The organism is Telmatospirillum siberiense (assembly GCF_002845745.1).
Classification (GTDB): Bacteria; Pseudomonadota; Alphaproteobacteria; order Rhodospirillales; family Magnetospirillaceae; genus Telmatospirillum; species Telmatospirillum siberiense.
Window position 1 is genome coordinate 132,208 of record NZ_PIUM01000007.1, and the last position, 21,765, is coordinate 153,972.

The following is a 21,765-nucleotide window of genomic DNA, read 5'->3' on the forward strand; positions in this document are numbered from 1 at the left end:
AGGGCTATGCCGGTAAATCCGGCGGGGGTGTTCGTGACGATCGTCGGAATTCTGCGACTCCGCCGACTGTTCCCGCCACCGGCGGGTAGGGCGTCGCAATCCTTGCGTCCAGCCGTCTTTCTGCTGTCGGCCTGTCTGCTGGCCCTTTGTCCGGAGGGAAGGCTCTTCGCCCAGGAGGCCAACGAGCCCTGCGCGGTTTCGGATGACCTCGCGATCGTCAACTATCCGCTTGACCATGTTTATGCGCGCCTCCAGGCAAAGGCACCCTTGAAAATCCTGCTTGTCGGATCGACCTCGTCGACGGGCTCGCCGGCCTGGGCCGGCAAAGGTCTGGCGGTGGCCTTCCGGGCGTATCCTCGATTGCTCGAAGGTGAATTGGCCGGTCTCATGCCCAGTCTGCGCGCCAGCGTGACCGACAAGACGGCGGCGGGACTGACCGCCCCGATGGTGGTGGCGCAGTTGGAGGCGAATCTGGCTCAGAACCGCCCCGATCTGGTGATCTGGGAGACCGGCACCACCGACGCCGTTCGGCGCCTGGATGTGAATGTCTTCGGCGAGACCTTGACCGATGGCTTGCGGAAGATTCATGAGCGCGGCATCGACGTCATGCTGGTGGATATCCAATACAGCCCGCAGACCGACTCGATCTATGACTTCCAGCCTTACCTGGATTATCTCTGGCGTGTCGGCGAGGCGGAGGATGCCAATATCCTGCATCGCTTCGGTATCATGCGTTATTACGTCGACCAGGGGCGCTTCGATCCCGCCGCGACGACCGCCGCCGAGCAGATGAAAAATGCCAATTTCGTTCACGCATGTCTGGCCCGGCAGTTGGCCAGGATGATCCTGACGGCCGCTCAGCAGCAGCCCTGATCCGAAAGGTTTACCGTCCCGCCGCCAGCGTGGTCAGGCGATCAGCCAGCAGCGTGGCGACGCAATGATAGCCGGCGTCGGTTTGATGCAGGCCATCCCTGGTCAGGACCGGACTGTCGGCGAAACGGATGTCGGTGGACCACTGTCGCGACGGGGAGAATCGGTCGAAGAGGGCGACGTTCGCCGCCGTGGCGGCGTCGCGCATGGCTTTCAGATAATCGGCATGGTCGGCGACGTCGATGAACTGCGGCGCATATTGCGGCGTCATCAGGATGACATCGATGCCGCGCGCCCGCAGATCGCTCAGGCCAAGGGCCAACTGGCTGCGAAACCGGGCGATCGGGATGTGATTGATGGCATCGTTGGTACCTGTCTGCCAGATCACCAGATCCGGTTTTTCGGCGAAGACGTCCCCGGGAAAACGGGTGAGCATCCTGTCGATATTATCGCCGCCGACACCTTTGTTGAGGATATGGATGGCGGAATGGGGGAAATGCGCCTTCAGCAGTGCCGTCAGTTGGGCAGGGTAGGCTCGGGTGGGGTCGCTGGCGCCGTAGCCTTGGGTGGAGGAGGAGCCGACGGCGACCACCGTCAGGGAATGGTGGTTCCGCAGGGCCGCCAGGGTTCGTGGCAAGGAGGCGTTTCCCTGGAGACTCTCAGTATCGATCCGGCATTTGCCGTCTTCGATCGAGGAGGCCGGTCCGGAGAGCGAAATGGCGGCGGCCGCCAGCAGGCAGCCGCCCCATATTTGGAATCTTCTATCGAATGTCAGGCGACGCCGAATTTCTTGAACCAATCTTGCAATCGATGCCAGCCATCCTCGGCGGCGTTCCGATCGTAACTCGGACGGTAGTCCGCATGGAAGGCATGTCCGACGTCGGGATAGATGACGATCTCGGAAGATGTGCCGGCCAGTTCGGCTTTCAGTGTTTCCACATGGGCGACGGGGATCGAGGTGTCCTTGGCGCCGTAGAGGCCCAGCACCGGCACCTTGAGCTTGGGCAGCAACTGGAAGACCGAGATGGCTTTCTCGTTCCACATCGGCGGATCGACCATGCCATACCAGGCGACGGCGGCCCGCACTTTGGAATTATGCGCGGCATAGAGCCATGTGGCGCGTCCACCCCAGCAAAATCCGGTAATTCCCAAGCGCGTGATGTCGGCCTTGCCGGAGGAACGGGCGAAGTCGACCAGGGAATCGATGTCCGAAATCACCTGTTCGTCGGGCACCTTGGAGACCACCTTGGCGAAGATCTCCTTGATGTCGGTCAGTTTCGAGACGTCGCCCTGGCGGGCGTAAAGTTCGCCGGTGACGGCGTAATAGCCAAGCTTGGCCAGGCGGCGGCAGACATCCTTGATATATTCATGAACACCGAAGATTTCCTGAACCACGATCACCGTGGGAAAGGGGCCGCTGCCCGTCGCCGGGTAGGCCTGGTAGGCCGGCATGACGCCGCCGGCGACGGGAACCGCCACTTCGCCGGCGATCAGGCCTTCGCCGTTCGTGGTGACGGCTTGGGCCATCACCGGCTGAGCCGCCGCGGCGAAGCCGACGGCAAGCGAGGTCACCATAAAGCCTCGGCGGCTGAGATCGGATGTGGCGTCGGCGGTGAGCCAGGCGCGGCGATGATCGAAGGGGATGCTGCCCATGAGGTTCTCCACTGAAGGAACGGAGCGGGGGGGATCCGTAGCGTCCGCTACCGAAGCATCCGCGGATCTCCGGGATAGGCCCAGCCGTGACCATGCAGAGGATGCGCCGACCGCGTCGCGGGGATGTTTCGGTGGTTGTGTTTTATTTGCCGTCAGCCACTTTCAGAACGTCAAAAACGGAACACCAGCGCAATTGGGGGCGGCGAGGGCGTTTTGCAAGATGCCGCCGTCCGCTTCCCCAGAGGGCAATCGCGTGAACCACCTGCCTTGAGCTCATGTCATTGTCTTCGGTCGCCGGGGCTTGGCTTGTGCGCCAACGATGGCGCGGGCGCTCAGTGCGGGGAGATGACCGAATGAATGCCGAAGACCAGAATGACGATGCCGGCGACGAACAGACCCGCCGCCGTATAGTTCAGTTCGAAGCCGCATTTCGCCGAAATCCGGCGGAGCCACCCCGCATCCGATGAGCTCCGCCGGGTGTCGGCCGGGGCTTGCCGCGAAAGTTGGTTCATTGAAATTCTCCCTGTCCGATGCGTTGTGGCGATGCTCTGCGCAACTCTCTTGATCGGCAAGCAAAAGTGAGAGGAACCGCGAACGGCGGGATGCCCGCCGCCGACGATTGCCGGCGGGATAGAGGAATGATGGCCGATATTATTCCAATATGGAATAGTAATAATTGGTACAATTCATTTCTAATATGTGTGGCTTGCTCTTACAATCGAGGCGTTTTATGGAATTGGCATGGCTTCTGACGGCATTGTCATATGATTTTGTGGATGAGTGCTATGCAAGTTCAAAGTGTGTATCCGTAAAAGCACGGGGAATATGTGATGTCATTCCTGAATTTGTTTCTGCGAAGATTTATAGTTCATGGATCTTTGACAGTTATTTATTCAAATGGTCAATCATTTTTGTTTGAGGGAAAGGCGTTGCCGGATGTCCAGCCCTGCACGATCCGACTCCACGATTCCCGGCTGCCCTGGACTATTCCGTTGTCCCCGTCGCTGGCCGTGGGCGAGGCGTTCATGGAGGGCCGTCTGACCATCGAGGAGGGCACGCTTTACGATTTCCTGGCCCTGGCGACGGCCAACGCCCGGCGGTTCGGCGGAGTCATCAGTCCGAGCGACGTCCTGGCGTGGCTGACCCGCCGTTTGCAGCAATGGAACCCGGTGAGCGCGAGCCGCCGTAACGTGGCCCATCATTACGATCTGTCGGATGCCTTCTATGATTTGTTTCTGGATGAGGACAGGCTTTATTCCTGTGCCTATTTCCCCGTCCCGCGGATGACGCTGGACCAGGCGCAAGCCGCGAAAAAAAGACATATCATCGACAAGTTGCGCCTTTCACCGGGGCAACGGGTGCTCGATATCGGCTGTGGATGGGGCGGTCTCGCCTTGGCGATGGCGCGCGAGGCCGATGTCACGGTGACCGGCATCACCTTGTCGGAGCATCAGCTGAAAATCGCCCGCCAACGTGCCAAAGCGGCAGGACTCGATGACCGGGTGAACTTCGAACTGATCGACTACCGTCAGATCGGCCTAACTTTCGATCGTATCGTCTCGGTCGGCATGTTCGAGCATGTCGGTGTCGACCACTACGCCACGTTCTTCAATAAGGTGAGGGGGTTGCTGACCGATTCCGGAATCGCCCTTCTTCATGCGATCGGCCGCAGCGGCAGGCCGACGACGACCGATCCATGGATCCGGAAATATATTTTTCCGGGAGGCTATTGTCCTTCCCTGTCCGAGGTTCTGCCGGCCACGGAAAAAAGCAGCCTGTTCGTGACCGATCTGGAGATTCTTTCCCCCCTTCACTACGCCGATACGCTCCGGCACTGGCGTGCGCGCTTTTGCTCCCGGTGGCACAAGGCCGCCGCCTTGTATGACGAGCGGTTCTGCCGGATGTGGGAGTTTTATCTGGCGGGGGCCGAAGCGTCGTTCCGCTACGGCGATCTGATGGTTTTCCAGATGCAGATGGCCGGCAATCCCCAGGCCGTCCCACGGACGAGGGATTACATGCTGGGTGCCGATGCGCCGATAGCCGCCGCTCGCGCGGCGGAATGATGGTCGGGGACCGGAGTTGAGTAACGGCGAGTTCGAGCGGTACCTCTCAGACGCTCGTCTCGGACCCCCCGGGGGGCAACCGCAGGCTATGCCCGCGGCTTAGTGCCGATGGCGAGGCCGGCCATGATGATGAACGCGGAGAGGATCAGGATCGGGTCCCGCCCTTCTCCGAGGAGAAGGGCGGCTAGTCCGATCCCGCAGACCGGTGTCGCAAGGACGCCGAGCGCCACGGTGGTGGCCGGCACCCGTCTATTCACGACGGTCATCGCCCAAAAGCCGAGCGCCGTACCGATCACGCCGTTATAGGCAAGAGCGAGGATTGCGGGTGCGCCCATCCGGGTAGGCGGCGGCCCCTCGAAGGAGAGGGCGAGGATCGCGAGCACCGCGGCGGCGAGAAGGCATTGCCAGGGCATGAGTTGGAGGGGCGTCGCCGTCCAGCGATGGGCGCGCGTGTAGACGATGCTTACTGACCAGCAGATCGCCGCCAGGATCGGGAGACCATGACCGAGAATGGCCTCTCTGCTCTTCCAGTCGAAAGCGCTTGGTCCGACGAGGAGCAAGAGGCCGGCCATGCCGATCCCGATGCCGAGGATCTGCCGGAATGACATTCGCTCCTTGAGGAAGAGAAAGGCGGCCGGCGCGACCCAAAGGGGCGTGGTGTAGCCCAGCACGATTGCGCGACCGGCCGAGACATAAGTGAGGCCGGCCGTCATGAGGGCCGCGAAGGCGACCATGTGGAAAAGGGAGATCACGAGGACGATCGGGTAGTCGGCAGGTGGGGGGCGTACGAGTTGGTGGTTGGCATGAAGGGCGGGGATAAGCACCGCGGCGGCCAGTGCGGTACGTATCGTGACTGCCCAGAGCGGTGTGATGTCCTGCACGGCCAGTTTCATGACGACCCAGTTGAGGCTCCAGGCCAGCACGACGAAGACGAAAAGCCAAATGGTCGACAGAGCCGCTGAGGCCGGTCGTTCGGAGGGCGGGGTGGCGGACGGTGCGGACGTCATGGAACAGCCTTTGTAGACAACTCTGTCTACGTTGACGGATGTGGAACGACCTGTCTACATAAAAGAATGAGACGGAGTTCCCCACTATCGGCGTCTGTCGGCCTCTCGGCTCGGGATCGCATCCTGCGCGCCGCACAGGACCTTTTTTATCTGCACGGCGTGCGTGCCACGGGCATCGACCGTGTCATCGCCGAGGCGGGCGTGACGAAGGTGACCTTCTATCGACACTTTCCGTCCAAGGATGACCTGATCCGCGCGTATCTGCGCCAGCGGCACGAGACGTGGATCGCGTGGTTCAAGGAAAGCCTTGCCGCGTCACGGGCCTCCCAGTCAGCCGCAGACCGACGGACACAGCCGCTCATGCCAGTGCTTCAGGTGGCGCGGGAATGGTTCCATGCATCGACGTTTCGCGGCTGCGCCTTTGCCAACACGGTCGCGGAGATCGGAGAGAGTGTTCCCTCGATCACGGGCATCGCGCTACAGCACAAGCAGGCGGTGCGAGACGCCATCGCGGACCTGCTTCCGTCGGATGTGGCAGCCGCCCACATGGCTTGGGCTGCCACTCTCGCCCTGGACGGAGCGATCGTGAATGCGCAGTTAGGCGGCTCCTCAACGGAGGCGGCCCTTCTTGGACTGCAGCACCTGCTGCACGCCCTTGCGTGTGGGTATTGCGATCAGGGAAACGGCTGAGCCTCTTACACGGCGCTTTCCAGATCGGGCATCATCATCCGTCTGGCACCACCGCCACCCCAGACATTATCGGACGGGGCTTCGGGAAGCCCGAGCGGCGCCTCCGCTCCGCCGGAAGCGGAGGCGCCGCATGGACCTATGCGGCGACGTCGTTGCGGGTGCGCAGGAACTGGAAGAATTCGACGCCTTCGCGCAGGCGCCGCTTCATCATGTCCCAACTGGAGAGCATTTCCAGGGTGATCTCGGCGATTTTCTTCGGACGGAAGTAGAAGGCCTTATAGAACTCGGCCAGGGATTCGAAGATCTCTTCCGACGACAGATGCGGATAATTGAGCGCCGCGATCTGCAGGCCGTTGTCCTGGATCAGGTCGCCGCCCTTCAGCCAACCCTTCTCGATCGCTTCCTTGTAGAGCGCCGTACCCGGGTAGGGGGCGGCCAGGGACACCTGGATGGTGTGCGGGTTGATGTCCTTGGCGAAGGCGATGGTCTGGCGGATGGTTTCGTGGGTTTCGCCGGGCAGGCCGACGATGAAGGTGCCGTGGATGGCGATGCCCAGCTTGTGGCAATCGGCGGTGAAGCGCCGGATATATTCGATGCGCGTGCCCTTGCGGATGTTGTTCAGGATTTCCTGGACACCCGACTCATAGCCGACCAGCAGCAGCCGAAGGCCGTTTTCCTTCAACACCTTCAGCGTCTCATAGGGAACGTTGGGCCGCGCGTTGCAAGACCAGGTGACCCCCAGCTTGCCCAGGCCGCGGGCGATCTCCTCGGCGCGGGCATGGTCGTCGGTGAAGGTGTCGTCGTCGAAGAAGAATTCCTGAACCTGGGGGAACTTCTCCTTCATCAGGGCGACTTCCTCGACCACCTTGGCGGCGCTTCTCGTCCGGTAGGTGTTGCCGCCGATGGTCTGCGGCCACAGGCAGAAGCTGCACTTCGCCCGGCAGCCGCGCCCGCTGTAGAAGGACATGTAGGGGTATTTCAGATAGCCGATGAAATAATCCTCGACCACCAGATCGCGATGGTAGACCGGTGTGACCATCGGCAGGGCGTCCATGTCGTGGATCTGGGCGCGGTCCTTGTTATTGACGATCTTGCCGTCACGGCGCCAGGTGATTCCGTCGACGTCCTCGAACGGCTTGCCTTCGGCGATTTCAAGGATGGTGTAATCGAATTCGTGACGGGCGATGAAGTCGACCTTCTCGGAGGCTTCCAGCGAAGATTCCGGCAAGGTGGCGACATGGGCGCCGACCAGGCCGACCATCAGCTTGGGGTTGGCCTTCTTCAGGGCTTCGGCCACCGCGATGTCGGAGCGGAAGGTCGGAGCGCTGACATAGAGCACCGCCATCTCGAAATCGCCGGCCATCGGAAGAATGTCGTCGAGAAGCAGGCCACGGGCCGGCGCATCGATCAGCTTGCTGTCGGGGACCAGGGCGGCCACCTGGGCCAGCCATGTCGGGTACCAGAAGGATCGCACTTCCCGCTTGGCCTGGTACCGCGAGCCGGCGCCGCCGTCGAAACCCTCGTAGGAGGGAGGATTGAGGAACAGCGTTTTCTTCATGTCGGGATACCTTCCTTACTCTCAAGCGTGCCGTCGCGACGAATAGTGAACCGCCGACCGCGCCATATCACAGTACGGCCGCAGCAGGCGACGATAAAAACAACAAAACTGAGCAGTTCGCGCAATGCCACCGCCGGCAAGCCGGCGCGGGGCAGAACCAACGCCCGTTCCTCGGCGCGGATCGCCCACAGGCGCACCGCGCACGCTGCCAACAACACACCGGCGAACGGCCAGGCCATGGCGCCCAAAAGGACGGCCAGGGCGGCCAGTGCCACCGGTTGCGTGATCACCGACGCCATATAAGACGTCCGATCGACGGCGGCAATGGTTCTTCCCCAGCGAATTTCATGGGCGAACAGACTGCCGAAGTCGGGCTCGTGGACGATAATATCGACTGGCCGCGCCGCCAAGGTGATTCGTAACCCGCCCCGTCGAACAGCGGCACCCAATGCCCAGTCGTCGGCCAGAATGTCCTGGAGCGGGGCCAGTCCGCCCACGGAATCCAGTGTTTCGCGCCGCAGCGCCATGGTTGCGCCGAAGCAGCCGTCATGTCGTCCGACGGCGCGCGCCACCAAGGCCGAGGGCAGAAAGCCGTGGTTGATTCCCATGGCGCCGATCCGGCTCCACAGTCCGTCGTTCGGCCGGCCGACATAGAGGCAAGTGACCAGGCCGACCGAAGGATCGGCCAGCGGCGCCACCACATCGTCCAGATAACGCGGCTCGACCCGGACGTCGCTGTCGGCGATCACCAGGACCTCGCCATGGGCGCGGGGCAACATGTTGAGCAGGTTGCCGACCTTGAGATTGCATCCGTGCCCCGTCGGATCGACGACGATCGTTTCCCGGTCGTCGGACGAGGCGTCGCCATCCCGGGCGATGGCCGAGAGCGCCGGATCATCCGCGTCAGCCACGCCATAGACGATCTGCACCGCCGGATAATCCTGGTCGCGGAAGCTGCGCAGATTTCCGGCGAGATGCGGTTCGTTGCCGCACAGGGGTTTCAGCAGGCTGACGGCCGGCCGCGCCGAGGGGCGCGGACGCGGCCCGCCCAGGAAGCGGCGCAAGTGACGGACGGCGACCGTCTGATACCCCATTCCGGCGAGGCTGGCTCCGGCCAGCCCCCAAGCGGCCAGCGTCAAAACGGCGGACATCAAGCCTTACTTGCTTCCCATGGCGGACATTTTCTGGGTCAGCATGGCGGACAGACCGGGAAAGCCGTCCCGGCGGAAGATCGAGACGAACTCCGAACGGCGCACCGCCGTCTGGCTGATCGTTCCGTCGAGCAGAACGTCGATGATCTTCCAACGGCCGGCGTCCTGATGCAGGAGATAGTCGATCTCCGTCGCCTGGCCATTCTTGAGAACGATGCGGCTGGGGACGATCAGCGATCCCTCGGTCGACGGTTTGGGCTCGCCCACTTCGAAGGTCTCGCCATCCCATCCGTCGAATTGCTCGGCATAGCTGTAAACCGAGAAACGGGAGAAGAGATCGGTCAATTGCTGGGCTTCCTCGGCGGAAAGCTTGCCATAGGCGACGCCCAGCGTGGCCTTCGTGGCCGCCGGCATGTCATAGGCCTCGACGACCACCTTGGTCAGCTTCTCGACTCGTCCCTGAAAGCCCAATTGCTGACTTTGCTTCATTACGGTGAGAAGGCGTCCGCATAAGCCCTGGACGACTTCCTTGGCGCCATCGTCGGCCTGGGCGCCGACCGGCAACGCCAGCATGGCGGCGATGAAAAGGACGACGAAACGCTTGCAAATCTTCATCATGAAAGGCCGCCCCTTTGACGGCGATATGTCGGAAAACGCGGACCATGCCACGTCTCGCCGGGCAGGTAAAGAAAATGCCTTCCGGGGCAATCGGGCGAACCCGATTGCCCCGGTCCAACTTCAATCCCCTCAGTCGCCGGACGGCGGACATCCGTCCGCCTGCGTTCGCGGGCGGTGGGGCCGTTGCGGCTCGATCCCCATGGGACATATTTCCCACACCTGTTCTCGGGTTGAAATCATCAGACATGGCCCGTATGGTTTGCTGCCCGATGCCCGAAATGTGGCCGGGAGCCGGGAATAGGCGGAATTTTGGAGAGGTTTGGATGCGCGTGGTACTCGCCGAGGTTCGTGGTTTTTGTGCCGGCGTGCAGCGGGCAATCGATATCGTTGAAGTAGCCTTGGAAAAATTCGGCTCGCCGATCTATGTTCGCCATGAAATCGTTCATAACCGTCATGTGGTTGATCGGCTGCGCGCCAAAGGTGTGCGCTTTGTCGAGGAATTGAGCGAGGTACCGGCCGGCAGCGTGACCATTTTCAGTGCCCACGGCGTCTCGCCGTCGGTTGCGGACGAGGCCGAGGAGCGCGGACATCAGGTGATCGATGCAACCTGTCCGCTGGTGTTGCGCGTTCATAATGACGGAGGCTATTACGCTGCTCAGGGGCGCGAGGTTATTTTGATCGGTCACGCCGGGCATCCGGAGGTAGAGGGAACCATGGGCTGGCTCAAGGGCGCCGGCCGGCTGGTTTCGACCGTCAATGATGTCGACCTCCTGGAGGTGGCCGATCCCGACCGGCTGGCCTATGTCACCCAGACGACCTTGTCCGTGGACGATACCCGCGTCATCATCGAGGCGTTGCGCCGGCGTTTCCCGTCGATCATCGGACCGGATACCAAGGAAATCTGCTACGCTACGCAAAACCGGCAGCAGGCGGTGGCGGAACTGGCCGAGCAGGTTGATCTGGTGCTGGTCGTCGGCGCGAAGAACAGCTCGAATTCCAACCGTCTGTGCGAAATTCCCCTGGCACGCGGCGTGCCGACCTATCTGGTCGAGGAGCCGGCCGCGCTTCGTCCGGAGTGGCTCGAAGGGGTCGAGACGGTCGGCGTTACCGCCGGCGCCTCGGCGCCTGAGGATCTGGTGCAGGGCCTGATCGAGGCTCTGCGGTCGCACGGGGCGACGGAAGTGACGACGCTTCCCGGTGTCCCCGAAGACCTGCACTTCAAACTTCCCCCCCAATTATTGAGTTGATCCCGTGTCCGTACCCCTTCAGCAGTCCATCAAAATCGGTTTGTATCTCATGCGTCAGCGCCTCGCCGGCGTGAAACGCTATCCCCTGGTGTTGATGCTTGAGCCGCTGTTCCGTTGCAATCTGGCATGCAACGGCTGCGGCAAGATCGACTACCCGGACAAAATCCTGAACGCCCGTCTTTCGGTCGAGGAATGCCTGGGAGCGGCCGACGAATGCGGCGCTCCGGTGGTCGTCCTGGCTGGTGGCGAGCCCCTTCTCCACAAGGAGATCGGCGAGGTGGTCGAGGGGTTGTTGGCGCGCGGCAAATTCATCTATTTGTGCACCAACGCCCTGCTGCTCGAAAAGAAGCTCGATCAGTTCAAGCCCAATCCGGCTTTCGCCTTCACCGTCCACCTCGACGGCGGACGCGAGGACCACGACAAGGCGGTGTCCCAGCCCGGCACCTACGATATCGCGGTCAAGGCGATCAAGGCGGCCCGGGCCAAGGGTTTCCGGGTCAATATCAATTGCACGCTGTTCTCGGGAGCCGAGCCGGGCCGTGTCGCCGACTTCATGGACGAGGTCAAGGCATTGGGCGTCGGCGGCGTCACCATTTCCCCCGGCTATGCCTACGAGCGGGCGCCGGACACCCAGCATTTTCTCAATCGCCGGAATACCAAGCAGTTGTTCCGCGAGATTTTCCGGCTGGGCCGTGGCCGCAAATGGACGTTCGTCCAGTCCTCGCTGTTTCTCGACTTCCTGGCCGGGAACCAGACCTATCATTGCACGCCCTGGGGCAACCCGACGCGCAATGTCTTCGGTTGGCAGCGTCCCTGCTATCTGTTGGGCGAAGGTTATGTGAAAACCTTCAAGGAACTGATGGAACAAACCGACTGGGATGCCTATGGCACCGGCAATTACGAGAAATGCGCGGATTGCATGGTCCACAGCGGTTTCGAGGCGACGGCGGTGGCCGATACCATGAAGAACCCGCTGAAAGCCCTGGCCGTCGCCCTGCGCGGTCCCCGCGTCGATGGGCCGATGGCATCCGACATTCCGCTCGATCATCAGCGTCCGGCGGAGAAGGTGTTCGATGCGCTGCTTGAACAGAACCTGGGGCGTCTAGAGGCCGAGGGCCGGGCCCAGCCGACCCACCGCCGCGTTCAGGGCTGACAAGGCCGCCCGGCTGTCGAGGCCGACGCGGATCAACCCTGGTAATTCCTGTGGCCGCCGGAGCAATCCGGCGGCCACTTTCATCGGCAGCGGCCGTCCCTCGGCGTCCAACGCGTCCAGTGCCAGGGAGGGCAGGCGGCGTCCCGCCGGATCGGCGACGGCGCGGATCACCGCGAAGGGCTTCCCCGCCGCCTGACAGGCCTCGGCCACGGCACCGCTTTCGAGGTCGACCGCCAGGGCGCCGGTTTCTCGATGCAATTGGCTTTTTCGTTCCGGTGTCGCGGCAATATCCGTGTCCCCGTAAACCAGGCCGCTGACCGCCCGGGGCAGCCGTCCAATCAGTTGCCGCAGCCAGGCGGGATCGGCGGCGATGGTGCGCGTGCCGGCCACGACCCCGGTGCCGATCACCAGATCGCCCGGACGCAGCATCGGGGCCAGTCCGCCGGCAATGCCGAAACTGATCAGTCCACTAGCCCCCGCCCCCAGAAGTTCCCCGGCGATCTGCCGCGCCTTGGCGGGGATCCCGCCGCTGCAGGCGATGGGATAAGCGGTGGGAAGCAAAGCCGCCTCCGAACGCATTCCCACGACGAAGCCGATTGTGAGGGTGGTCATCTCTCTCCGATCACTCGAGTTCTTCCCGCCCACCCAGGCCAATGTCGGCTGGCGGATTCACATATCTTTGTCTTTTCATTTCCGGACGATTAGCTGCACTCGTCATGCCCGGACTTGTTCCGGGCATCCACGTCTTTCCGTCTCCGAAATATTCGTGCCTATGGCACTGCGTGGATCCCCGGGTCAAGCCCGGGGATGACGAAAAAATAGCGGGAAAACCAAAACCGGCGACCGGCTTTAAACCCCAACAAAGGAAATCTACAGGGCGTGGAGGACGGGTCCGGCGTTTCCGGAGGTGAGGTTGCGATAGCGGGCCAATGCCCAGACCGGGAAGAAGGTCCGGTAGCCGTGGTAGCGCAGATAGAAGACGCGCGGGAAGCCGACGGCGGTGAAATGCTCCTCGTCCCACAGGCCTTCGTCGTTTCGGCTCTCCAGCAGATAGGCGACGCCGCGGGCGACGGCCTCGCTGTCGGTCTCGCCGACCGCCATCAGCCCGAGCAGGGCCCAGGCGGTCTGCGAGGCGGTGCTCACCGGACCATCGCCGCGCGGCTGCTCGTCCCAATAGGACCGCCCATCCTCGCCCCAGCCGCCGTCTTCGCGCTGTTTCGAGACCAGCCAGGCCACCGCCTTCCTCACCGCCGGATGATCATGGGCGACGCCGGCCGCGTTCAGCCCCGCCAGCGCCGACCAGGTTCCGTAGATGTAGTTGGTTCCCCAGCGCCCGAACCAGGAACCATCCGCCTCCTGCTCGGCCAGCAGATAGTCGACGCCCTGCTTGACCACGGGGTCCTCGCGCCGTTCGCCCAGCATCGACAAGGCCGAGACGCAGCGCGCCGAGACGTCCGCCGTCGGCGGATCGAGCAGCGCCCCATGATCGGCGAAGGGAATGTGGTTCAGCGCGTAATGGGTGTTCTCGGCATCGAAGGCCCCCCAGCCGCCGCCCTCGCTCTGCATGCCCCGGATCCAGGTGGCGCCCGAGGCGACCACCTGCCCATAGCGCTCCCCGTCCAGCCGGTCGAGCGCCGCCATCACCACCGCCGTGTCGTCGACGTCGGGATAATGCGGATTGGCATATTGGAAAGCCCAGCCCCCCGGCGCCAGATCCGGCCGTTGCAGCGCCCAGTCGCCCACCACGTCGGTGATCTGGCGTTCGACCAGCCAGTCGGCGCCGCGCCGCGCCGCCGCCATCGAGGCCTCGTCCCCCGCCTCCAGCAACGCGTGGCAGGCGAGCGCCGTGTCCCAGACCGGCGAGACGCAGGGCTGGACCCACGCCCGGTCGCCCTCGTCGACCACCAGCTTGCGCAATGCCCGCTTGGCCGTCACCACCCGCGGATCGGACGGATCGGTGCCCAGGACGTCGTGCATCAGGACCGCGTTGACCATCGCCGGGAAAATGGCCCCCAGGCCCTCCTCCCCGTTCAGGCGCTCGTCGACCCAGGCCCGGGCCCGGGCGATCGCCTTGCGCCGCCCGGCCTTCGGGAACCACGGGTCGACCACCTGGAGAACGCCGTCGAGACGGCGGAAAAAATAGGCCCAGCGCGACCGCGCCGGCTCGGTGTGCCAGTCGCGAACCTCCTCCGGCGCCACCTGAAACAGCTCGCGCACATGCACGCCCAGCGGATTGCGCGCCTGCGGCTTCAACGCCATCAGCACCAGAAGCGGAACGATCACTGTGCGCGACCAGTAGCTCACCTTGTCCAGATGGAAGGGGAACCATTTGGGCAGCAACATGATCTCCACCGGCATCACCGGCACCGCCCGCCAGGGAACCTGGCCGAACAGCGCCAGGAGCGTCCGCGTGAAGACGTTGCTGGCCGCCGCCCCGCCATGCGCCAGGATCGCCTCCCGGGCGCGGCGCATGTGCGGCGCCGCGATATCGTCACCCAGCGCCTTCAAGGCGAAATAGGCCTTCACCGAGGCGCTGACGTTCAGATCCCCGCCGGGAAACAGCGGCCAACCGCCGTGCTCTTCCTGGATCGAGCGCAGATAGACGCCGATCTTCTCTTCCAGGGCGGGATCACGCTCGTCCAGATAATGCAGATAGAGAACGTACTCGGCCGGAATGGTGGCGTCGGCCTCCAACGGAAAAACCCAGTGGCCGTCCGCCTGCTGCCGCGCCATGAGCGCAGCCGCCGACCGCGAAACCACCGCGTCCAAGCTGTTCTCATCTTCCGCGAAGTCGAACATGACCCGGTTTAACTCGCTACTCGACACCCTTGAATCCTCTCATCCGATGAATCTTCTCATCCGATTCTGCACGCCTCATAACACGTGAACAGGCGATTTTCGAGCCTGACATTAATGGGTTAACCCATATTTTGGAAAGGTGTGGTCTTGTTGACACGGGTTTTTCAGAAAAAACCATGCCGCAGCGCACACCAGATCTTGCGGACCTTGGGAATGTGAATCTCGTCCGGGGGCTGCCAATGGGCCGCCTCGAGCCGCTCGAAGATATCGCGATACATGGCCATCATGACCGCCGCCGGGCGCATGGCCCGGCGGGAACAGTCCGCCATGGCGGACTGGGCTTCGGCGAAATGACCACGGGCGATCTCTCCGAGATCTCGGCAAACCCGGGCGATGGCCGGGTGGTCCGCCACCGTCTGCGGATCCGCACTTTCAATGCCATGCGCCGAAAGCAGATTGTCGGGCAGATAGAGGCGCCCGATCTTCGCGTCCTCGCGGACGTCGCGCAGGATATTGGTCAATTGCAGGGCGCGCCCCTGATGATTGGCGACGTCCAGGCTGCGCGGCGTGAAGTCGCCGAAGATGCGGACCGACAGACGTCCGACGGCGCAGGCGACGCGGTCGCAATAAAGCTCAAGCGTCGGCATGTCGGGGCGGACGACCCCCTTCCCGGTATCCATCTCGCAGCCGTCGACCACCGCGATGAAATCCTCGGAAGGCAGGTCGAACTGGCGGATCGGTCGGGCCAAAGCCGCCGCCAGGGGCAAGCGTGGAACGCGGTTTTCGTAAAGCGCGACGATATCGTCACGCCATTCGCCCAGCCGCCGGCGCTTGTCCGTGGTCTCGCCGGGTTCGTCGACGATGTCGTCCACTTCGCGGCAAAAGGCGTAGATGGCATACATCGCCTGCCGTCGTTCCAGCGGCATCATGCGCATGGCCCAATAAAAGGAACTGCCCGACCGGCGGACCCGCTCGGTGACCAGGGCGATCAGGGCTGCCTCGTCGTCGGGCGCGTCCGTCCGGGCGACGGCGGTCATGAGCGGCCTCCCAGGAAGGAGCGGAAAATGCCGCCGGCGGCGGCCATGGCGATGGCGGCCGGCCCCAGCTTGACCCGCTTGGCCAACGGATCCTCGCGATCCAGCCGTTGCAGAAGGCGTTCGGCGAGGGCGACGATGATCGCCGATTCGGCCCGCAAGCCGCGATCCTTCACGCCGCCGGGCAACCGGCGCGCCTGTTCGACCAGCGGCCGGGTGGCGGCGACGGCGCGATCCAGCGTACGGCGCAGGCCGGGAGTGGCGGCCGGGCGGCGCAGATCCTCGATGCCGGTGCCGTCTTCGGCCATCCAGTCGGCGGGAATATAGACACGGTCGATTTTCAGGAAGTCCTTGGCGCAATCCTGGAGATGGTTGATCACCTGCAAGGCGGCGCAAAGCGCGTCCGAGGCCGGCCAGGTGTCCCGGGATTCGCCGTGCAGGTCGAGCAGATAACGGCCGACCGGCGCGGCGGACAGCCGGCAATAGTCCATCAGTTCGCCCCAGTCGGCATAACGGGTCTTGGTGGCGTCCTGGCGGAAGGCGTCGAGCAGTTCGTGGCAGTGGATCGGATCGATGGCGCATTCCCGCAGGCTGACGCGCATCATGGCCGCGGCCGGAGCATCGGGGCCCTCGGCGCCGTTCAGCACGTCGGCCATGCGGTCGAGGCGCCGCAATTTCTCCTCCGCCGTCAGATCGGTGGCGTCGGCGACGTCATCGGCGTTGCGGGCGAAGCGGTAGAAGGTGTGGACATGACGCCGCAAGGGGGCCGCGATAAGCAGCGAGCCGACCGGAAAATTCTCGTCCTGGCTGCCCTTGCCCGACGCGTGTTCGACGGTGCCGTCCGGCATCATCCCTCTCTCCTTGTTGTGTCCGCGGCCTGCACCCGGCCTTTCCATTCGCCGCCCCGGCCCTGCCAGTGGCGGCGTGCCGAATCGAGTGTCGCTCCCAAATAGAACAATGCCGTCAACGGGAGCAGCGGCGCGCAGGGTAACGGAAGACGATAGAAGCGCAACATCGGGGCGAAGGCCAGCGACAACTCGGCCCAGGCCAGCAAGGCCGGAAGCCGCTGGGGCCCCGGCATGACGGTGAAGACCGGCGGCAGAAGGAAGGTGATGGCCATGGCGAGTACGGTGCCCGCCAGCAGCAGGGGCGAACAGCGAAGCTGGGTGTAGGCCGAGCGGGCGATCATCATCCAGAGCCCCTCGACGCCGGGATAAAGGCGAAGGCTGACCGTGTCCCGGCTCAAATCCAGGGTGACGCGGCCACCGGCCCGTTTGACGGTGGCGGCCAGGCTGCAATCATCGATGAGGGCGTTCCTGATGGCGGCCAAGCCGCCGATCTTCTCCAGCATGGTGCGCCGGATCAGGATATAGCCCCCGGCGGCGCCCGCCGTTTTCCTGGCCCGATCGGCAATCCAGCGGAACGGATAGAGCAGGCGGAAGAAAAAGACGAAGGCAGGCACCACCGCCTTTTCGGCGAAGCTCGTCGTCGACAGCCGCACCATCAATGAGGCCATGTCGGATTTTTCGGCCAGCAGGCGGGCGACCATGCCGGTCAATTCACCAGGGGCATGTCCGATATCGGCATCGGTCAGCAACAAAAGTTCGGTATCCGGGAAGGCCGACAGGGCCGCGTTCAGGGCTTGCGACTGGGCCCACATTTTGCCGCTCCAGCCGGGCGGCAGCGGAGCGGCCTCGACGACCAGCAGTCTGTCCTCGGCGTCCCTTTCGGTGGCGGCGGCGCGGGCCAGACGAGCCGTGCCATCGCTGCTGTGGTCGTCGGTAACCACGACCCGGAAATGCCCCGGATAGTCCTGATCGAGCAGGGAGCCGACGGCCTGGCCGATCACTTCGGCTTCATCACGGGCCGGGACCAGGGCGGCGACAACCGGCCAGGCCGCGGGGCCGGGGGCCGCCTTCGGCCGTTCGATGATCCAGAAGCGGCCACGCAACAGCAACATCCAACCCCAGGCGAGGGCGGCCAGCCAGGCGAGAAGGGTGGCGAAACTCATCGGCAATATCCGTTGGCGCGAAACCAGGCGATGGCATCTTCGATGGCCTGCCCGGCCGGGCGATGGCGATAGCCGAGATCCCGTTCGGCCTTGGCCGAACTGAACCACATGCGCCATTTTGCCATTTTCAGCCCATCCAAGGTCAGGAAGGGCTCGGTTCCCGACAGGCGGCCCCAGGCCTCGGCGACGACCGCCAGCGGATAGAGCGGCAGGCGCGGCAGCTTGACCGCCGGCGGGCGCCGGCCGACCGTCCTGGCGATGATGGCCAGGATTTCAGCCAGCAGAAGGTCATCCCCGCCCAGGACGTAACGCTCGCCGATCACGCCCTTTTCCAGGGCCAGCAGATGGCCGGTCGCCACGTCGTCGACATGTACGACATTGAGGCCGGTGTCGACATAGGCGGGCACCTTGCCGGAGGCGGCTTCGACGATCAGGCGGCCGGTCGGTGTCGGTTTGATGTCTCCGGGGCCGATCGGTGTCGATGGATTGACGATGACCGCCGGCAACCCCTCTTGCCTGATCATTCGCCGCACTTCTTCCTCGGCGAGGAATTTCGAGCGTTTGTAGGGGCCGGTCATATCCGCCAGCGTCGAGGGGGTGGTCTCGTCGGCAGGCCCGTTTTGGCCGTGCCCGAGCGTCGCCACCGAACTGGTGTAGACCATGCGCTCCACGCCGGCCGACATGGCTGCCCGCATCAAGGCGCGGGTGCCGTCGACGTTGGTGCGCAGCATGGCGGCGGGATCCCTGACCCACAGACGATAGTCGGCGGCCACGTGGAACAGGTGACGGCAACCGGCCACGGCGGCCTCGAGCGAGGCCGGGTTTTCCAGGTTGCCCTCGGCTATGTGAACATCGAGGCCGGCCAGATTACGCCGGTCGCTGCCCGGCCGGGCGAGGACGCGAACCTCATGGCCGGCGGCGAGCAAAGTACGGACGACAGCGGAACCGACGAAGCCCGTCGCTCCCGTGACCAGTGATGTGGAAGACATCCCAAGATACCACGCGGTTGAATCCGAATGGCACGGTCGTGCCCAAGGTCGACCATGCCGCCGGTCTAGTTATAACTTTGCGGCAAAGACCGCTAGCGATTCTTCAAAAGGCGGATGGAACCGGGCTGATTCGGTGGGCCGGCGGAGTGTTGGCCGGCCGACTAAAAGTATTAGCCCCTTTTCATATGCATATCAGGATATGCAATATATCAACATATTGGATATCTTTTGCATAAAAAATCAACTAAAAGAACTACATCTCTGATTTTTTGGCGGTCGTTTAATTCAAAAAAAGGAGAAATAAATATATAAAAAATCATATATAATTCGTACTAATTGTGACTGTAATCAGTAAATAACCATACTTTGGTATTACATCAAGCAATGTTAACCGTTTAACATTGCTTGATGATTCTCTGTTATTCAGTTTTATCCGTATTGATAATGTCGTTTTAAAAAAATATCCTGTGAATATGACTATAAATAATGCCGAGATTGTAGAGATGTTAGGTGGCGGTCGCGACTTGGTGAGGCTCGCGTCATCCGTCCAGAAGATCGTTGCTGATCTCGACATGCCTCGGACGGACGTTCCGGCTCAGCATCCGCGAGGCATGAAGGGGTGTATCCCGTTCCCTCCACCGAATCCGACGATCAGAAGAAGCGTGAGGTCCACCGCTCGGATTCTCCTCGTTCAGGCGGACCCGGGGCCAAAGGCCGGCCGGTTCATCCGGGGCCATATCCTCTCTTCGCAGTGACGCCGCTGGCGTTCCGAAGAGCGATCATAAGGGAAGCGGAACATGCGTATCTCGGTCAAACTGAAACTCGGCCTCGCGTTTGGCGTTGTCATCGTTCTGTCCTCGGCGGGAGCCATCATGGGTGGCAACAGCCTGGCCTCGATCAACGAACGGCTGGACAATCTGGTCGATGTCCTGGCCAAGCGCATTGAGGTGACCTCCGGCATGAAAATCGACCTGCTGACGATGGCGCGGGCCGAAAAAAACATGATCCTGGATAACACGGACGCCGGAATGGACCGCTATGACGCCGAGATCCTGAAAGCGCGGGAAGCCCTGCGCCAAAAACGCGAATTTGTGGTTGCCAATGCCTCGGAAGAGGGGAAGGCCAAGCTGGCGGTCCTCAATACGGTGTTGGATCGTTATTTCGCCATCCAAGACAAGGTCAGGCAGTTTGCCCACCTCAACTCGACCGTCCGGGCGCGCGACATGTCTCACAGTCAATCGCTTCCGGCCTTTCGGGCGGCGGGCGAGCCGCTGCGGGAACTCCAGGGGCGTGTCGACAAGATGCCCCCTTCGGTCGATCGCGGGAAAGTCATCGGTCTGAGCGGTGGCATCCTCCTGAAATTGACCGAGGCATACAAAGACGAAAAAACCCTGATTCTGCAAGATTCCGTCAAAGAGATGGACGTGTATGCCGAGCTGTCAAACGGCGAAATCACAGATGCCAAGCGGATGAGGGATCAGTTGCGGCAGATTGTTGGTGATGATGACAAAAAATATATAGATAACCATTCTGATGCTCTTGAAAAATGGGTGAAAATACATTCAGACGTCGTGTCGATCGCCAAGGAGAACGGAAATAATTTCGCGATGGATTTGTCCGCCAACAGTGGGCAGCAGGCGCGACAGGAGGCCGATGCGATCTTCGATGATCTGATCGCCCTCAATATCAGGCGAATGGCGGATGCAAAAGCCGCGGCCGATGTCTTGTATCAACAGACCAGGACGAGTTTGGCCGTCGTTGTCGTGGTCTCCCTGCTGGTGGCCGTGGTCGCCGCCGTCTGGGTGCTGATCAATCTCAATCGCGGCCTCTCCCAAGCCAGAGGGTTGGCGGAGGCCGTCGCCGGCGGCGATCTGTCGCGCACGGTCACGAAGACGGCGAACGATGAGATCGGCGATCTCCTGAACCATTTGAACGATATGGTGGGACGCCTGCGTTCGGTGGTGGGCGAGGTGATGTCGGCTGCGGACAATGTTTCGTCGGGCAGCCAGCAGTTGTCGGCCAGCGCGGAACAGATGAGCCAGGGGGCGACCGAGCAGGCCGCCTCGACGGAGGAGGCCTCGGCCTCGGTCGAGCAGATGGCGGCGAACATCCGGCAGAATGCCGATAACGCCTCGCAGACGGAAAAGATCGCCCGGCAGTCGTCGAAGGATGCCCAGATCAGCGGTGAAGCCGTCTCTCATGCGGTTGATGCCATGCGGATCATCGCCGAGAAGATCCTGATCGTCCAGGAAATCGCCCGGCAGACCGATCTTCTGGCGTTGAACGCCGCCGTGGAGGCGGCGCGTGCCGGCGAACATGGCAAAGGCTTCGCCGTGGTCGCTTCCGAGGTGCGCAAGCTGGCCGAGCGCAGTCAGGCGGCGGCCAGCGAGATCGGCGCCTTGTCGTCGAACACGGTGAAGGCCGCCCAGGATGCGGGGGACATGCTGAGCAGGCTGGTGCCGGACATCCAGAAGACGGCGACCTTGGTCGAGGAGATTTCGGCGGCCTGCCGCGAACAGAACATCGGGGCGGAACAGATCAATCAGGCGATTCAGCAGCTCGACAAGGTGACGCAGCAGAACGCCAGCGCTTCGGACCAGATGTCGGCCACCTCCGAAGAGCTCGCCGCTCAGGCCGATCAGATGCTCTCGGTTGTCGGATTCTTCCAGACCGATGAACGGGGGGGGGAGCGTGCCGTTTCGGTGCCGCAGAAGAATCCCCGCTCCCATGCGATTCCGCATTTATCGGCGGGCGGCGACGGCGCCGCGAAAGTCCGTTCGCGGCGGCCGGCGGCGAGCAATGCCATCGCCATGGGGGGGAAGCGCCCCGCGCGGGAGGGGTTTGCCCTCGATCTGAAACAGGGCGCGCCCGCGGATTCGCGGGATGCCGAGTTCGAACAGTTCTGATATCGCGTTGTGGCGT

The 21,765-nt window shown here is 62.8% G+C and carries 19 protein-coding genes; 6 read left to right on the plus strand and 13 right to left on the minus strand.

The window, feature by feature from the left end:
* Positions 1 to 6 precede the first annotated feature (6 nt).
* On the plus strand, positions 7 to 873 hold the full coding sequence (locus tag CWS72_RS08945) for an SGNH/GDSL hydrolase family protein (RefSeq protein WP_146002687.1): 867 nt from the start codon (positions 7 to 9) through the stop codon (positions 871 to 873).
* Between the two features lie 10 nt (positions 874 to 883).
* Here the strand turns inward: CWS72_RS08945 and CWS72_RS27745 are convergent, their stop codons facing one another.
* The 3 genes from CWS72_RS27745 to CWS72_RS08960 all read right to left on the minus strand — a co-directional run bounded on the left by CWS72_RS27745 (position 884) and on the right by CWS72_RS08960 (position 3,035).
* Positions 884 to 1,669, minus strand: coding sequence for an SGNH/GDSL hydrolase family protein (locus tag CWS72_RS27745; protein WP_241911648.1), 786 nt, complete (start codon positions 1,667 to 1,669; stop codon positions 884 to 886).
* Entirely contained in the window at positions 1,642 to 2,523 is an 882-nt protein-coding gene (locus CWS72_RS08955; protein WP_101250241.1) for a dienelactone hydrolase family protein, read from the minus strand. Before CWS72_RS08955 ends, CWS72_RS27745 begins: the two co-directional genes overlap by 28 nt.
* A gap of 332 nt (positions 2,524 to 2,855) precedes the next feature.
* Positions 2,856 to 3,035 carry a hypothetical protein gene (locus CWS72_RS08960; RefSeq protein ID WP_101250242.1) on the minus strand — a complete coding sequence of 60 codons (180 nt, stop codon included), beginning with the start codon at positions 3,033 to 3,035 and terminating at the stop codon, positions 2,856 to 2,858.
* Between the two features lie 417 nt (positions 3,036 to 3,452).
* On the opposite strand from CWS72_RS08960, the gene CWS72_RS08965 reads away from it, so the two are divergent.
* The gene (locus CWS72_RS08965; RefSeq protein ID WP_274540592.1) at positions 3,453 to 4,586 is read left to right on the plus strand and encodes an SAM-dependent methyltransferase; all 1,134 of its coding nucleotides are present in this window, start codon (positions 3,453 to 3,455) and stop codon (positions 4,584 to 4,586) included.
* An 86-nt stretch (positions 4,587 to 4,672) separates the two neighbouring features.
* Here the strand turns inward: CWS72_RS08965 and CWS72_RS08970 are convergent, their stop codons facing one another.
* Positions 4,673 to 5,593: a DMT family transporter gene (locus tag CWS72_RS08970; protein ID WP_101250244.1), complete on the minus strand. Its 921-nt coding sequence runs from the start codon at positions 5,591 to 5,593 to the stop codon at positions 4,673 to 4,675.
* A 66-nt stretch (positions 5,594 to 5,659) separates the two neighbouring features.
* Here CWS72_RS08970 and CWS72_RS08975 point away from each other — a divergent pair, with 66 nt between their 5' ends.
* Complete coding sequence (locus CWS72_RS08975) at positions 5,660 to 6,283, plus strand: TetR/AcrR family transcriptional regulator (RefSeq protein ID WP_101250245.1); 624 nt, start codon at positions 5,660 to 5,662, stop codon at positions 6,281 to 6,283.
* A 136-nt stretch (positions 6,284 to 6,419) separates the two neighbouring features.
* Here CWS72_RS08975 and hpnJ read toward each other — a convergent pair whose 3' ends face one another.
* Genes hpnJ through CWS72_RS08990 form a run of 3 tightly spaced genes read right to left on the minus strand, consistent with a single transcriptional unit; the run spans position 6,420 to position 9,610 of the window.
* A complete protein-coding gene (hpnJ, locus tag CWS72_RS08980; protein WP_101250246.1) occupies positions 6,420 to 7,841 on the minus strand; it encodes a hopanoid biosynthesis associated radical SAM protein HpnJ in 1,422 nt (473 codons plus the stop codon).
* Positions 7,838 to 8,992: a bacteriohopanetetrol glucosamine biosynthesis glycosyltransferase HpnI gene (hpnI, locus tag CWS72_RS08985; protein WP_101250247.1), complete on the minus strand. Its 1,155-nt coding sequence runs from the start codon at positions 8,990 to 8,992 to the stop codon at positions 7,838 to 7,840. Before hpnI ends, hpnJ begins: the two co-directional genes overlap by 4 nt.
* A gap of 6 nt (positions 8,993 to 8,998) precedes the next feature.
* Positions 8,999 to 9,610, minus strand: coding sequence for an ABC transporter substrate-binding protein (locus tag CWS72_RS08990; RefSeq protein WP_101250248.1), 612 nt, complete (start codon positions 9,608 to 9,610; stop codon positions 8,999 to 9,001).
* 323 nt (positions 9,611 to 9,933) lie between these two features.
* Here CWS72_RS08990 and ispH point away from each other — a divergent pair, with 323 nt between their 5' ends.
* Both ispH and hpnH read left to right on the plus strand, forming a co-directional pair.
* Positions 9,934 to 10,857, plus strand: a complete 924-nt coding sequence (gene ispH / locus CWS72_RS08995) for a 4-hydroxy-3-methylbut-2-enyl diphosphate reductase (protein ID WP_101250249.1) — start codon at positions 9,934 to 9,936, stop codon at positions 10,855 to 10,857.
* Between the two features lie 4 nt (positions 10,858 to 10,861).
* Entirely contained in the window at positions 10,862 to 12,010 is a 1,149-nt protein-coding gene (hpnH, locus tag CWS72_RS09000) for an adenosyl-hopene transferase HpnH (RefSeq protein WP_101250250.1), read from the plus strand.
* On the opposite strand, the gene CWS72_RS09005 is transcribed toward hpnH, so the two are convergent.
* From CWS72_RS09005 to hpnA, 6 genes are all read right to left on the minus strand, one after another.
* Complete coding sequence (locus CWS72_RS09005) at positions 11,960 to 12,622, minus strand: phosphorylase family protein (RefSeq protein ID WP_101250251.1); 663 nt, start codon at positions 12,620 to 12,622, stop codon at positions 11,960 to 11,962. The genes hpnH and CWS72_RS09005 overlap by 51 nt on opposite strands.
* Before the next feature lie 258 nt (positions 12,623 to 12,880).
* Complete coding sequence (gene shc / locus CWS72_RS09010) at positions 12,881 to 14,809, minus strand: squalene--hopene cyclase (protein ID WP_101250252.1); 1,929 nt, start codon at positions 14,807 to 14,809, stop codon at positions 12,881 to 12,883.
* Between the two features lie 164 nt (positions 14,810 to 14,973).
* Entirely contained in the window at positions 14,974 to 15,846 is an 873-nt protein-coding gene (gene hpnD, locus CWS72_RS09015) for a presqualene diphosphate synthase HpnD (RefSeq protein WP_101250253.1), read from the minus strand.
* Complete coding sequence (gene hpnC / locus CWS72_RS09020) at positions 15,843 to 16,694, minus strand: squalene synthase HpnC (RefSeq protein ID WP_101250254.1); 852 nt, start codon at positions 16,692 to 16,694, stop codon at positions 15,843 to 15,845. Before hpnC ends, hpnD begins: the two co-directional genes overlap by 4 nt.
* The gene (locus CWS72_RS09025) at positions 16,691 to 17,854 is read right to left on the minus strand and encodes a glycosyltransferase (RefSeq protein ID WP_101250255.1); all 1,164 of its coding nucleotides are present in this window, start codon (positions 17,852 to 17,854) and stop codon (positions 16,691 to 16,693) included. Before CWS72_RS09025 ends, hpnC begins: the two co-directional genes overlap by 4 nt.
* Positions 17,851 to 18,843 (minus strand): hopanoid-associated sugar epimerase, encoded by a 993-nt coding sequence (hpnA, locus tag CWS72_RS09030; RefSeq protein ID WP_101250256.1) that lies wholly within the window; start codon positions 18,841 to 18,843, stop codon positions 17,851 to 17,853. Before hpnA ends, CWS72_RS09025 begins: the two co-directional genes overlap by 4 nt.
* Positions 18,844 to 19,640: 797 nt before the next feature.
* Here hpnA and CWS72_RS28590 point away from each other — a divergent pair.
* On the plus strand, positions 19,641 to 21,749 hold the full coding sequence (locus tag CWS72_RS28590) for a HAMP domain-containing methyl-accepting chemotaxis protein (RefSeq protein WP_101250258.1): 2,109 nt from the start codon (positions 19,641 to 19,643) through the stop codon (positions 21,747 to 21,749).
* Positions 21,750 to 21,765 lie beyond the last annotated feature (16 nt).